The sequence below is a fragment of the Erysipelothrix urinaevulpis genome, assembly GCF_009828835.1.
In the GTDB taxonomy this organism is placed as follows: Bacteria; Bacillota_I; Bacilli_A; order Erysipelotrichales; family Erysipelotrichaceae; genus Erysipelothrix; species Erysipelothrix urinaevulpis.
This window is the reverse complement of the sequence record NZ_WTTB01000006.1, coordinates 22,953-35,757: the sequence shown is the minus strand read 5'-3', so window position 1 is coordinate 35,757 and position 12,805 is coordinate 22,953. Positions and strand designations below refer to the sequence as shown.

Here is a 12,805-nt window from a genome sequence, read left to right as displayed (position 1 = left end):
CTCCCCTCACTCTAAACTTAAACCATCAACAATCGCTCCATATTGACTTGCTGTTAATGCACCCACTCGATTAGCTTTTGTCACCATGTCTATGACCTCATAAAGATTAGGATCCAAATTATGGATGAGTTGACTCAACATACCAGCAACAAATGCGTCACCCGCACCCGTAGAGTCAACTTGATGAATCTTAATTGTAGGAATAAGCTTCGCTACACCTTGGTAATAAACATAACTTCCTTTTTCACCTAAAGTCACTACTATGATCTGATTATCACTCATTTCAAAACAATCTGTCAATAAATGATAATCTTGGCTACCAAAAAGCAATTCAAATTCTTCGATACTCAACTTAATCAGTCTACTCCCTTTCATAAATTCAAGACAGTGACGTTTGAAAACATCAAGGTCATGAATTAATTCCTGACGACAATTAGGATCAAAGGAAATAAATGCTCCGTTTTCTTGGGCTTGACGAAATAATTTTAGGTAGGATTGTTCTAATTCTCCCTTCATAAAAGCAGTCGCCGAACCAAAATGAACAATATCACTTGCATCCACCAAAACAGATGCAGGTAAACAATAATCTTGATCACTCTCAGAATAGAATTGAAAATTACGTTCACCAACCTTATCCCATGATACAAACGCTAAACTTGTTTTACCTTTTTGGCTTGAATAAGTTAAGTGTACATTTTCTTTAATCATCCGCTCTTTTAATTGTTCTCCAAAAAAATCTTGACCAAAATTCCCCAAGAAATAAGACTCGCTTCCAAACCTTGCTACATTCACAGCAACATTCCCAGAAGCACCACCAAACATTGACGAATAATAATTATTCGTTTGCATCATATCTATCAAAACTTCTCCAATTGTATAGATGTTTTTCATAGTTTCTCCGTTCATAAACCTTTTTTCTATTGTATCATCTGAACCATCAATGTGAAACTATATTTTATCGTTCTTATTGCTCCAATAAGAAAAGCTCATTAAATCTTTTTTATAATTTTATTTTTATTTCGACGTGAAATCGTAATTACCTCCTGGTTATACTTCATTTCAATGACATTTTTTTTAATTGTAGCTATATAGGCGTAGTTTACAATGGTACCACTATTAGCATAAGAAAAGAATTTCTTTGGTAATTGTTCATATATTGAATAAACGGTTAAAAAAACCCAAAATAATTGGGTTTGAATTTCATATAATTGGCCACTGGTTGTTGGATTCAAAAAGAGAGGCATAATGTTGAGCATTGCTTACAACCTCTGCTGGGTAACCAAGAGTTTCTAAAAGCTTGATGGCATTTTTACTGCTTGATGGACCATCGTGAAGAACATAATCAAAATGAACACCCTTGTCATCAACCGTTTCCCTAAAATGATAATTGGTATAAAACGATTCTAAAATCCGAGTTAATTCTATATCATGACTTGCAGCACAAACAAAAGATTGGTGACCTGCTAATTCTTTGAGAACCGCGGATGAAGCAGCAATACGTTCGATCGTATTTGTCCCTTTAAGTACTTCGTCAATAATTACCATAACATGTTCATTGCTTTGTACACGTTTCAATATTTTTTGAATCGATTTTATTTCAGCAACAAAGTAACTATCTCCCGTTTCTAGATCATCAGTTATAGCCATAGATGTTTGAACTACATAAGGACGAATAACCAACTCATTCGCTAAGGCAGTGTTAATGGTCTTAGCTAAGACAGTATTAAGTGCTAAAGCTTTAACAAACGTTGATTTACCACTCGCATTTGACCCCGTTAATAAGACATTATGGTCTAATTGCTTGGAATAACTGACTGGATTTTTTAGTAATGGATGGTATAAGTGATTAAATAGCACATAATCTTTATCGTGAAATGTTGGTGTAGTATAATGAGCAACTGTACTACGATAAGACGCGACACTAATACACATTTCTTCATAACCTATCTTATTATATAAAATGAGCGATTCTTTTTGATACGCCTTTGCAGCTTGAAATATTTTCTCATAAGAAATTACATGTGTCATAAAATAAGCTGATAATGTCGTTGAAATAAAACTGAGGCCAGTCATATCAGAAAAATCTGTTTCCGTTAAAAATGTGTCGTAAAGAGTTATTGAACTTAAATGAGATAATGCATTTTTTGTTTCTTCATCAAGAGTCAATGGATCCATTTTCTTTACAGCCTTAACCATGCGTACATAATGTTTCAGTAAAGCATAATTTCGTTCAGTTGTTTTCTTCATCCCAAAATATGTTGATAAATTAATAATAAAAACAATCGTAATCATTGTTATGCCAATATCTGGTTTAATAAAAACCATCAATAAAGCAATGACTGCAAGCACTCCTTGAACAACTTTAAGCCCTAACTTACCTTGATGATATTTAATAGGTTCGTTTAAAAATTCATACAAGCCATTGTTGCGCTTTCGACCAATACTTAAAAAAGCTAATTGATTTTGAAGACGCGATGACTCATTCTTTTTATAGTGGTTTATTTTTTCTTCAAACTCGTCTGCAAATTCTAAGGCTTTTTGACGATGAAGCCAACCATAGAGATACTCATCACCAATGCTTGAAAGACCTCTGTTAATTCTTTTAAACACCGTTAAAATATCTAAGTCATGAGATGTTTGTTTATCGATGATCTCGTCTTGGGATTGATACTTCAAAACAACATCAATTGTGTCATAATAATAACTTTCCAAATCAAGGTCTTCTTGACTTCCAAATATATTACTCAGATACTTCATATTATTTACTTTAGTGATTCTATGAATCATAATCATAAGGATTATAGTTCCAAAAAGCGCTAAAACCACCCATATTCCAAATGTTTCCATAAAAGACCCCCTATGTCTGTTTTCATTATACGACAATCAAAGACTTAATCACACTAAAACTTTAGGACTTTCTGATGCTATTTAAACATGAATATGATACAATCTTTTAAATGAAATGGAGTTGGATTATGAAACATTCAATTGATATGTTAAATGATGATATAAAGAAAGTTCTCATTACTCTTGCTTGGCCAATTGTTTTATCCAATCTCATCCAAACTGCACTTGGTCTCGTCGATATGATTTGGATTGGGAAATTAGGGAGTTATGCTGTCACGGCAATTGGTACCGCTGGTTTTTACATAAACTTTGCTCAAGCATTATCAACCTTAATTATTACAGGAACCGGAGTCTTGATTGCTCAAAAATTAGGAGAAGCTAACATTAAAGATTCCCAAACATTTGTTAAAAACGGTGTTTTTCTTTCGATTGGTTTATCTGTTATTTTTTCTGTTTTTACCTATATATATGCAGAACCATTAATTTCCTTTTTCAAGATTGATGATCCATTAATCTTCCAGACCTCAGTTGATTATCTACGTCATTCTTTATTTGGGGTTCCTTTTCTATTTTTAGTGGCAACCTATGTAACGATACTAACAAGCTATGGGAACACACGATTAACCTTTAGAGCAAATGCGATCGGTCTTTTCGTTAATATTGTTTTAGATCCTATATTTATCTTTGGTTTGGGGCCTATTCCAAAAATGGGAGTTATCGGAGCAGCTTGGGCAACAAATATTGCACGAATCATTATTTTTATTCTCCTTTATAAAAACTCTCAAGAAGAACTCGATGGTAGTTATCAACAAACCATTGATTGGAAAAAAATCAAAGAAGTCATTGTGATGGGGATCCCTGTAGCAAGTCAACGTTTTATATTTATTGGTATATCCATGATAATGGCACGCATTGTTGTTGAATTTGGAACCGATGCAATGGCTGCTCAACGGATTGGTATTCAAATTGAATCCATTTCCTATGTAACAATCGGTGGACTACAAGGTGCCATCGCTGCATTTATAGGCCAAAACTATGGGAATAAAAATATGAAGCGAGTAAAAGAAGGCTACGATGTCTCGCTTCGACTTGTTTTTATATTTGGCACCATAATTTCACTCATTTTTATAATTTTTCCAGAGCCAATATTTAAGGTATTTATTCAAGAACCTGATGTTGTAGAACATGGAATTGTATACATGCAAGCTATTGGTTATTCTCAATTATTTATGTGTGTGGAAATGTTAAGTGTAGGGGCATTTAATGGTTTAGGTAAAACTCAAATTCCAGCGCTTGTCGCAATTATTTTTACAGCCATAAGAATTCCGATGGCAGTTGCTTTATCAAAAGAAATGGGAATTGCTGGTGTTTGGTGGAGTATAAGTATATCCAGTATCTTAAAAGGTACCATACTGGTTGTATGGTATAAATATCATCTCAAAAAAACAATGGGTCCAATAACTCATCAAAACTTTGCATAAAAAAAAGGGCTATAACGAAACGGATGCAATAAAACATTCGGAATCGTTATAGCTTTTTCTTTACCTAATTTATCATAAAATCTTTAATCTGCAATTTTAAAGAAGTCGCTGGTCAAGCTTAGACACACTTAAAAGAACTTTATAGTGTTCAAAAGATGATGGTTTTCTTAATTTATTTTCCTTAATTTCCTGCTGAAATTTCCCAAGATTATAGCCTAGAGCGACAAGAGTTAGTTCTGTTTGTACACTTCGTTTTCCTCTTCGCTGTATTTTTACATAATCTGTGTTTGCTTTTATGTCTCCAAAATCCCCTTCATCTTGTATCGATCGTTATTTTCATAATTCAATTCCATCGTATCAACAGATTATACAAACTCAAACTTCGACAAACGACCGTGTAGGGTAATCAGTTGTTGTTCGGGATTTTGTATATTATTAGTTTTTTGTGCATACTCTATTGAACAATCTTCAATCAATTTCATATCAATATTCTCAATTTCGCCAAATCTCTCTCTATTTTCCTCAAAGATTTCTTTACCAATTTTACCGCACCTTCGTTTCATATAATTTAAATGTTGGGGAGAATCAACGATCCCTAAAATACATGAAACAGCAGCAATTTTAAACGACGTGCCATCATTGTCGTGAATACACGGTAATTCTTGGAATCCAAATTTTGAATAGAACCTAGGCAACATATGAGGTTTGCACTCTAAAATTACGACATCTCCACTGGTCGACTCACTATTTTCTTTCAAGATTGATATTGACTCGTATAAGAGACGAGAACCAGGCAAATCCACCGTACTATATTTATCTGACCTTCCTAGTTGACCGATTAAAAAGGCAGGAATAGACGAGCGATTATCTCTATTATCAACACTATCTCCAAACATTTTTTTTAGTTTACTTACACTCAAATCCATTACATCAATTGAAGTTAAAGCATGAGAAATATACGCCATAACCGTAATTTCTCCTGTCTTTAATTTTTCTTCGTCTAAAAACAGATATGTTGTAGATTTTTTTGATTTTTCACGACTTATTGCTTGAACTCTTAAAAAATCTTGAAGATCTAAATCACACTCACAAGAAAACTCACTCAACGCTTTCAATAAAACATCCTCCGCAATATTTGCAGAGGATATTAGTTGATTGAGTGGAATTAAAACATAATTAATCATATTTCCACCTCAAAATATTATTTTTTTTCTTTTTTTAGAATAACTGAATCAATATCAGTTAATTTTGAAACAAATCCCGTCACTTTATGAGCAGGACTTTCTTTAAAAGGTTCGCTCTTATTAGCTTCAGAAAATTGTTTATCATTAATAATAAAATTTTTAGTAAAACTACTTGTTGCCATAGTCGCTCCTCCTTTTCTTATATTTAGTATATCATAGAATTAACTATGTGCATAAAAATATTATGTGATTTTTGTTTTGTCAAGACTTATCTTTATTTTTTTAACTTGTACAGCATTTCACAAAATAAAAGGATAATTTTTTAATGCTTATCATTGTATCAAGATAATTTCTCAAGCAGTTATATCTTTGTTTAAGGTTTATTTTTCCTACTTCTGTACTTTTATATTGATGACTATTGAAGTTTATGGTTCAAAATCACAATGATTTTATGACCCTCTCTTTGTTCTCAAAACAATAATTAAAAAGACTATCACAAAAAACATTGTGATAGTCTTTAACTACATTTCAGTGAATAATCAGCAATTAAGGGAGAATTACTAACCAATTTTTTTTACTTATTAGCTGCTAAACCCATGACATGACTCACAGGTAAAACAAACATCAATCCTTCACCAGGTTGACTTAAGTCACCTGCAACTTTTTTGATTTTATTCATAGCTTGATGAAGTAACTCCTCAGATTCAATCACAGTAAAAATTGTTTTATTGTATGGGTGTTCACGATCAAAGCTTGATTTCAAGGTTCCAAAGAAACTAGAATCTTCACCATCACCAACCATAATAGCACTTCCCATTCCTTGACTATCTAAGATTGTTGCACCTTTAACTCCAATTTCCATTAAGCCATTTAAGATATCCTCTAAATGGTCTGCTTTATTTAAAACTAAAACTAATGTATGCATACTTAATTACACCACCTTTCACTTAGTATACCACAATGACTATATTTCGTTTGCCTTACTTAACGCAATTTTCGCAAGTACTGGACCTGCAACTTCGAAAATAAGGACACTAAACAAGATAAGCGTCACAATGCCTTCACTAAATTGTGGCAATTCCTGACTTACAATCATCGATAAACCAATCGATACACCACCTTGTGGCAATAAAGCCCACCCCAAATACTTAACAACGGTATCCGAGGACCCGGCTATTTTTGCTCCAAATGTCGCACCAGCAACTTTACCAAGCGCTCGTGAAGCAACATATGCAAAACCTAAAACACCAATCGATGCTAAAATAGATAAATCAAGACTTGCTCCTGCCATTGCAAAGAACAGTAAGTTAATCGGTGGTGTAAATTGATTCAATAAATTGAAAACACGTTTTGCATTATGATTAATGTTAATAAAGGTTCCCCCAATAAACATACCACTCAATAACGATGACAAACCAAGCATTTGTGATAATCCTGTATTTGCAAAAATCATCAAGAATACAAGTGATAACAATTCACCTTGTGTTCGAGTTTTTTGAGATAATCGTGAAAATATTACACCTATCAATATCCCTAAAATACCTGAACCGATAATTTCAATGAGCGGTTTAATAAACATTGATAGACTCAATCCAACATTGGGATCAAGGGTTGCTTTTGAAAGTGATAATGCGACACCAAAGACCATAATACCAAGTGCATCATCAAGTGCAGCCACTGGTAAAATTGTATCAGTCATGGGTCCTTTTGCTCGATATTGTTGAATAACCATCATGGTTCCTGCAGGCGCTGTCGCTGCTGACATTGATGCCACAATCAAACTAAAGACAAAATGTTGTCCCATGATGAAGTACATAATGATAAAAACAACAGCAACTACTCCGACTACTTCCGCAACTGTTATCATAAAAATTTCTTTTCCCAATTTTTTGAAGTCTTTGTATAGAAAGGCTCCTCCAATATTGAATGCAATCGCTGATAAAGCAATTTCATTTATGAAGTTTACCATTGGAACATCGCTGGCAGTGATAACTTTTAGGAATGATGGACCTAAAAATAATCCCCCAATTAGATAACCGGTAACATTGGGTAATCTCAGTCGATGAGCCACCCTAGCTCCAAGTAATCCAAAAACTAATAGCAATGCTAATTTTATAAAAATTGTCAAAAACAAAGACCTCCTCCTAAGTAGTGAAGTGCAGCATAATAGAGCCGCACTGTCCGCAACATAGTATAATTACATTTATGTGTTTTGTCAAGAAAAACGCTTATTTAAGGGCTTTCAGAGCCTTTTTTCCGACTTATCGTTAATTAATGGTATAATTGAAACTAAGTTAAGAAAGTAGGAAAATCATGAGCATAAACGTACTCTTTGTTCACGGTGGAACGCTAGAAAAAGCCGGAACAGAAGCATACATGATGAATGTATTTCGCCAAGCTAAAGCCTTTGATATTCACATTGATTTTTTAGTATTTGGGTGTACCAAGGGATTTTACGATGATGAAATTCTCAGTAGTGGTTCAATTATCTACCGTATCCCCTACCGTCCCATTGATTTAAAATATAAACATCAAAGCATTCGAAGCATTTTAAAAACCATTAAAAACAAACACTATGACATACTACACAGTCACATGAATGCATTAAACCATTTAGTTTTTCGTTTTTTTAGAAACATGAACATTAAACAGTTTATTTCCCATTCCCACGCCAACAAGCATTTTGTTGAAAATAAATGGCTGATTCGTTTTAAAGAACATCAAAAGACTAAAATTAAAAACGATGCTGATCTTATGATTGCTTGTTCCAACGAAGCGGGTGAATTTCTCTATGGAAACCAACCATTTATCGTCCTAAAAAATGGCATCGATTTGGAACTTTTCGATTATAATGAAGACATTCGTTCATCAATGCGTCATACCCTTGATCTTGATGATAAATTTGTTGTTGGACACGCCGGACGGTTTACCTTTGAAAAAAACCATGAGTTTTTACTGGATGTATTTTTTGAACTCAAAAAAGAAAAAGAGAATGCCGTCCTGTTATTATTGGGGACTGGACCGTTAGTCAATGATATCCGACAAAAAACCGTGGACCTCAATCTTCAATCATCCGTACATTTTATGGGCGTTGTTGATAATATAGAGGACTATTACCAAGCAATGGATGTTTTCTTACTCCCATCCTTGTTTGAAGGCCTTGGGTATGTTTTAATTGAAGCACAAAGTTCCGGGTTATTTTGTATCGCCTCAACCAAAGTACCGCTTCTTAGTCAAGTCAGTGAAAACATTTCTTATCTTCCAATTGATGAGGTTAAACCTTGGATTCCAGAGATTTTAAATCATCCTTACAATGCTCGAAAAAGCCAAGCTTTACAAATTAAAAAACACGGATTTGATGAAAAAACAGATGTCTACAAACTCTTTAAAATTTATGAATCGATGACAAAAGAAAACTAGAACTTTGGCAAGATACCAAGGTCCTAGTTTTTTAATTATGTGAGCTTTGATCACGTTCAATTTCTTCATCAATACAAATCGCTATCGCTAACGCCAATACTTCATCCTCATGATCAGGAATATCAAGTTCATAACTATCACCCCAGGTAAACCAATGCTTACTTAGTGATAAAACTGGACTTGATCCCGACAACACTTGATAATTATGATCAAAGAAATCACCCTGAAGATGCCAATCAATGCCTAGAATACTATAATTAGCTCGAAAGAATGAAAATTCTCGTTTTAAAGTGATTGTTTTCGATGACGTCATGATATTGTAGTGACCAAATAATCGAAACATTTGACGTTCAATTTCACAAACTGTTTCACCAAATACATTGGTAATTTTAAAGTTTTTGGGAAAGGTAAAGAAACTTCCTTCAACAAAATATACATCCTCACCAAATTCATTTTTAACTGTGAATTTTTCCCCAAGTGTAAATACCTTTTGTTTTATATAAAATTTCATAATGTCCCTCCTTTACTTCATTATAAAGGACAAATTGAACTTAGAAAAGAACTTTATTACTTTTAGGATTAAGTCCCTTAACCTGAGCCTGGCAATATAAGTCAAACCCCATTTCAGTTAATCGTTGATAGCCATTTTGAAAATCTTTAGAAATACAAATACCCGCTGCTAATAAAGATGAACCATTATTCTCTAACATTTCTTTAACATTTAAGACAACATTACCTTCAGCTAAAAAATCATCAATTAAAATGAATTTTTGATTCGTGATTCTTTCTTTACTCACTGATAAATAATACTCTTTATTTTTTGTGTATGAGAAACAGTGTTTTTGTTCAACACCTTCTTTAACATCATCTTCTTTTTTAAGAATAATTAACGGTTTATCGATGTGATAGCTTGCAAAAATGGCTGGTGCAATTCCCGATGCTTCAACAGTAATAAACGCATCAAAATCATAGTTTCTAAACTGCAACGCAAAATCTTGACCAATTTTATTCATGACAACAGGATCAACCTGCTCATTTAAAAATCCTTTAACATCTAAAATCTTTTCACTTCTCACAATCGCATTGTCTGTGATAATCTTTTTTAAGTACTCCATATGCCTCCCTATAATGTTGCTATATAAGCAATTGAAATTAGGAATATAAAATGCATGGTTGATGGAATTTCTTTAAACTTACCAGCAAATATCATGCACAATTCCCACGAAATAAAACCAAGTGTTAAGCCTAAAGCAATTGAACCTGTTAACGGCATCATCACAATAATCAAAAACGATGGAATTATTATTTCATAGCCGCCTTTCCAGTTAATTTGATCAATATTTTGCATCATAAAGACCCCAATTAAAACCATAGCTGGTGTTGTTACAGCTGCTGTTACTAATGATAACATAGGATAGATGAATATTGACAATAAAAATAGAAGAGCAGTCACAACCGCCATCAATCCTGTTCGAGCACCAGCAATAATCCCTGAGACGGATTCAATATAGGTTGACAAGTTCGAAGTACCGAAGATGGAACCAGCAAAACTTCCTAAAGCATCTGCAACATAAATTTTTGAATTTCCTTCAAATTCTTCTTGAGATAAATCTGGAATTTGTGAAGCTGCTGCTGATAAGGTTGTCGCTGTACCAAAGAAATCTAAGAATAAGAATGTTAAGGTTACAATGATGCCTCGCATATTTAAAATATTTCCAAGACTTTTAAAACTCACAAAGAGTGTTTCATTAACCATTGTTTTAATCGGTTCAATAGGAAACGCTAATGGACCGCCTTGAGGTAATGTAGGTAAGGATGCAACAATCTCCTCACTGAATGAAAAGAAGCCATTAGAGACACCTAAACGAATGAGTAGACCACAAACCGCGGCACCAATCATACCATAAAATACAGCATACTGATTCTTGCGAACCAAGAAAAACGACGCAACAATTAAACCAACAAATGCAATAATAACATTCGGATTATTAAAACCACCAAATGTAATCATCATACCTGGATCAGCAACAATAATTCCAACATTTTTAAAACTTACAAAAGCAATAAAAATTCCCAAACCAACGGTTCCTGCTTGCTTTATTTCCATCGGAATCGCTTTAATAATTTTAGTACGTAGTCCACTGAATCCTAAAATAGTAAATAAAACAGACGATATTAAGACAGTTGCTAAAGCATCTTGCCAAGGCATCCCCATGTGCATAACAACCGAATAGGCAAAGAATGCATTCATCGACATACACGGTGCAATACCAAGTGGAAACTTAGCATAAAGTCCCATAATCAACATCGCAATTGCCGAAGAAATAATCGTTGCCATAAAGACCGCATCTTTCGGCATCCCTGCATCACTTAAAATAATTGGATTAACAAAGATAACATAAGACATTGATAAAAATGCTGTTAATCCTCCTGTTAGTTCTCTTTTTAGCGTAGAACCTGACGCCTCAATACCAAAAAAACGATTTAAGAAATCGTACATATATCTCTCTCCTTCTCATTAAACTGCCATGTTAATGGCAAAAGAAGAAAGACGACTTCTTACATCGTTTTCGACTGTTGCCATAGTTTATATCTTTACGGGATATAAGTAGAAACTTCCGGACCATATTACCAGAATTATATGGAGTTTATGCACTTATCCTATCACTTAATTTACACATCATCAAGATGTATTCATTTTTTCCTTAAGTTAAGCGCTTACGCCACGACCCTGGCTTATATTTATCACTGATTCTTTGAAACAGTATGGATATCTTTCACATCATAAACACTCGAATAACTTGTTAAACTATACCCCAATAATTCATTGGGATTTGATCTTAAGACATCACTCATTAAAACTAATAAATGAATATCAGGTTCTAAGACACCCTCTTCAATTCCATGTAAAACATCAAGCTCGTAATTCGTTTTTAAGGCAAGTTCTTCTAAACTCATACGCTTGGCTTGTCTGATCTTTTTTAAGTTAAGACTAAAATGATTCATTTCTTCATCCCCTTTTGTTCTTAGTTTAACATGTTTCAACCTTGTTCCATTAAAAAAGTAGAAATTATTATTTCTACTTACAATGACTCATTCGCAATGATTTGGAGAATTCGGTTTTTAACATCCACAAATTCTTCATCCAACAATGAATTATAATTTTTATCCATCAATGCTTTTTGATGAAAGTCTAATTTGAATTCTTCAACAATTGTTCCAGGATTCTTTGACATAACTAACACTCTTGATCCTAACAATAACGCTTCATCAATGTCATGGGTTATCAAGAAAAATGTTTGCTTTCCATTATTCCACAACTTCCTTAATAGACTTTGCATGTTAACACGTGTCATGGCGTCTAATGCCCCAAACGGCTCATCCATCAATAGTATTTCAGGCTCATTAATTAAAGTTCGTGCTAAGGCTACACGTTGTTGCATGCCCCCTGATAATTCAAAAGGATAATGATTCGCATAGTTTTCTAAATTGATGGCTTTAAGATATTCATCACTTTTTTGAGTTCTTAAGGGTTTATCTATTTTCGCAATATTGAGTCCGTACTCAATATTTTGTCGAACACTGAGCCATGGATACAGGTTGGTTGATTGAAAAACAACCCCCCGATTTTTGTTAGGACCACTAATTTCTTTCCCATACATTAAAACATCCCCTTGACTTGCTTGATGATAACCAGCCACAAGGTTAAGCAATGTACTCTTACCGCATCCAGAAGGACCAAGTAAAACAATAAAGTCACCCTTATAGATATTTAAATTTACTTGATCAATTGCCAACGTTTCCCCTTTTTGACCATCATATCTGACCGTAACATCATGAATCGAAATCATTGCTTGCTTTTCTTTTTCCATG

At 33.7% G+C, this 12,805-nt stretch carries 14 protein-coding genes and 1 riboswitch; of the genes, 2 read left to right on the top strand and 12 right to left on the bottom strand.

The window, feature by feature from the left end:
- Positions 1-6: 6 nt before the first annotated feature.
- Both GVV10_RS07385 and GVV10_RS07380 read right to left on the bottom strand, forming a co-directional pair.
- Positions 7-891, bottom strand: a complete 885-nt coding sequence (locus tag GVV10_RS07385) for a carbohydrate kinase family protein (RefSeq protein ID WP_159521222.1) — start codon at positions 889-891, stop codon at positions 7-9.
- A 309-nt stretch (positions 892-1,200) separates the two neighbouring features.
- Positions 1,201-2,847 (bottom strand): MutS-related protein, encoded by a 1,647-nt coding sequence (locus GVV10_RS07380; RefSeq protein ID WP_159521221.1) that lies wholly within the window; start codon positions 2,845-2,847, stop codon positions 1,201-1,203.
- Between the two features lie 128 nt (positions 2,848-2,975).
- On the opposite strand from GVV10_RS07380, the gene GVV10_RS07375 reads away from it, so the two are divergent.
- Positions 2,976-4,328, top strand: coding sequence for an MATE family efflux transporter (locus GVV10_RS07375; protein ID WP_159521220.1), 1,353 nt, complete (start codon positions 2,976-2,978; stop codon positions 4,326-4,328).
- A gap of 96 nt (positions 4,329-4,424) precedes the next feature.
- Here GVV10_RS07375 and GVV10_RS09605 read toward each other — a convergent pair whose 3' ends face one another.
- The 5 genes from GVV10_RS09605 to GVV10_RS07350 all read right to left on the bottom strand — a co-directional run bounded on the left by GVV10_RS09605 (position 4,425) and on the right by GVV10_RS07350 (position 7,640).
- Positions 4,425-4,652 (bottom strand): transposase, encoded by a 228-nt coding sequence (locus tag GVV10_RS09605; protein ID WP_159521461.1) that lies wholly within the window; start codon positions 4,650-4,652, stop codon positions 4,425-4,427.
- Between the two features lie 41 nt (positions 4,653-4,693).
- A complete protein-coding gene (locus GVV10_RS07365; protein WP_159521218.1) occupies positions 4,694-5,512 on the bottom strand; it encodes a hypothetical protein in 819 nt (272 codons plus the stop codon).
- Positions 5,513-5,529: 17 nt separating this feature from the next.
- A complete protein-coding gene (locus GVV10_RS07360; RefSeq protein ID WP_159521216.1) occupies positions 5,530-5,694 on the bottom strand; it encodes a hypothetical protein in 165 nt (54 codons plus the stop codon).
- Positions 5,695-6,086: 392 nt separating this feature from the next.
- The gene (locus GVV10_RS07355; protein WP_159521214.1) at positions 6,087-6,437 is read right to left on the bottom strand and encodes a P-II family nitrogen regulator; all 351 of its coding nucleotides are present in this window, start codon (positions 6,435-6,437) and stop codon (positions 6,087-6,089) included.
- 39 nt (positions 6,438-6,476) lie between these two features.
- Positions 6,477-7,640: a cation:proton antiporter gene (locus tag GVV10_RS07350; protein ID WP_159521212.1), complete on the bottom strand. Its 1,164-nt coding sequence runs from the start codon at positions 7,638-7,640 to the stop codon at positions 6,477-6,479.
- A 185-nt stretch (positions 7,641-7,825) separates the two neighbouring features.
- Here GVV10_RS07350 and GVV10_RS07345 point away from each other — a divergent pair, with 185 nt between their 5' ends.
- On the top strand, positions 7,826-8,932 hold the full coding sequence (locus GVV10_RS07345; protein ID WP_159521210.1) for a glycosyltransferase: 1,107 nt from the start codon (positions 7,826-7,828) through the stop codon (positions 8,930-8,932).
- A gap of 31 nt (positions 8,933-8,963) precedes the next feature.
- Here GVV10_RS07345 and GVV10_RS07340 read toward each other — a convergent pair whose 3' ends face one another.
- The 5 genes from GVV10_RS07340 to GVV10_RS07320 all read right to left on the bottom strand — a co-directional run bounded on the left by GVV10_RS07340 (position 8,964) and on the right by GVV10_RS07320 (position 12,804).
- Positions 8,964-9,443 (bottom strand): LURP-one-related/scramblase family protein, encoded by a 480-nt coding sequence (locus GVV10_RS07340; protein WP_159521208.1) that lies wholly within the window; start codon positions 9,441-9,443, stop codon positions 8,964-8,966.
- A 40-nt stretch (positions 9,444-9,483) separates the two neighbouring features.
- Positions 9,484-10,047, bottom strand: coding sequence for a phosphoribosyltransferase family protein (locus tag GVV10_RS07335; protein ID WP_159521206.1), 564 nt, complete (start codon positions 10,045-10,047; stop codon positions 9,484-9,486).
- Between the two features lie 8 nt (positions 10,048-10,055).
- Positions 10,056-11,432 carry an NCS2 family permease gene (locus GVV10_RS07330; protein ID WP_159521204.1) on the bottom strand — a complete coding sequence of 459 codons (1,377 nt, stop codon included), beginning with the start codon at positions 11,430-11,432 and terminating at the stop codon, positions 10,056-10,058.
- A gap of 63 nt (positions 11,433-11,495) precedes the next feature.
- Positions 11,496-11,597, bottom strand: a riboswitch (purine riboswitch).
- 80 nt (positions 11,598-11,677) lie between these two features.
- Positions 11,678-11,938: a helix-turn-helix domain-containing protein gene (locus tag GVV10_RS07325; RefSeq protein WP_159521202.1), complete on the bottom strand. Its 261-nt coding sequence runs from the start codon at positions 11,936-11,938 to the stop codon at positions 11,678-11,680.
- 77 nt (positions 11,939-12,015) lie between these two features.
- Positions 12,016-12,804 carry an ABC transporter ATP-binding protein gene (locus tag GVV10_RS07320; RefSeq protein WP_201290019.1) on the bottom strand — a complete coding sequence of 263 codons (789 nt, stop codon included), beginning with the start codon at positions 12,802-12,804 and terminating at the stop codon, positions 12,016-12,018.
- Position 12,805: the final 1 nt, after the last annotated feature.

Bases quoted from the DNA above. Each gene is read 5' to 3' on its own strand.
- GVV10_RS07345 (WP_159521210.1), top strand. From the start codon at position 7,826: ATGAGCATAAACGTACTCTTTGTTCACGGTGGAACGCTAGAAAAAGCC.
- GVV10_RS07330 (WP_159521204.1), bottom strand. From the start codon at position 11,432: ATGTACGATTTCTTAAATCGTTTTTTTGGTATTGAGGCGTCAGGTTCT.
- GVV10_RS07375 (WP_159521220.1), top strand. From the start codon at position 2,976: ATGAAACATTCAATTGATATGTTAAATGATGATATAAAGAAAGTTCTC.
- GVV10_RS07320 (WP_201290019.1), bottom strand. From the start codon at position 12,804: ATGGAAAAAGAAAAGCAAGCAATGATTTCGATTCATGATGTTACGGTC.
- GVV10_RS07385 (WP_159521222.1), bottom strand. From the start codon at position 891: ATGAAAAACATCTATACAATTGGAGAAGTTTTGATAGATATGATGCAA.
- GVV10_RS07355 (WP_159521214.1), bottom strand. From the start codon at position 6,437: ATGCATACATTAGTTTTAGTTTTAAATAAAGCAGACCATTTAGAGGAT.
- GVV10_RS07380 (WP_159521221.1), bottom strand. From the start codon at position 2,847: ATGGAAACATTTGGAATATGGGTGGTTTTAGCGCTTTTTGGAACTATA.
- GVV10_RS07335 (WP_159521206.1), bottom strand. From the start codon at position 10,047: ATGGAGTACTTAAAAAAGATTATCACAGACAATGCGATTGTGAGAAGT.
- GVV10_RS07360 (WP_159521216.1), bottom strand. From the start codon at position 5,694: ATGGCAACAAGTAGTTTTACTAAAAATTTTATTATTAATGATAAACAA.
- GVV10_RS07365 (WP_159521218.1), bottom strand. From the start codon at position 5,512: ATGATTAATTATGTTTTAATTCCACTCAATCAACTAATATCCTCTGCA.
- GVV10_RS07325 (WP_159521202.1), bottom strand. From the start codon at position 11,938: ATGAATCATTTTAGTCTTAACTTAAAAAAGATCAGACAAGCCAAGCGT.
- GVV10_RS07340 (WP_159521208.1), bottom strand. From the start codon at position 9,443: ATGAAATTTTATATAAAACAAAAGGTATTTACACTTGGGGAAAAATTC.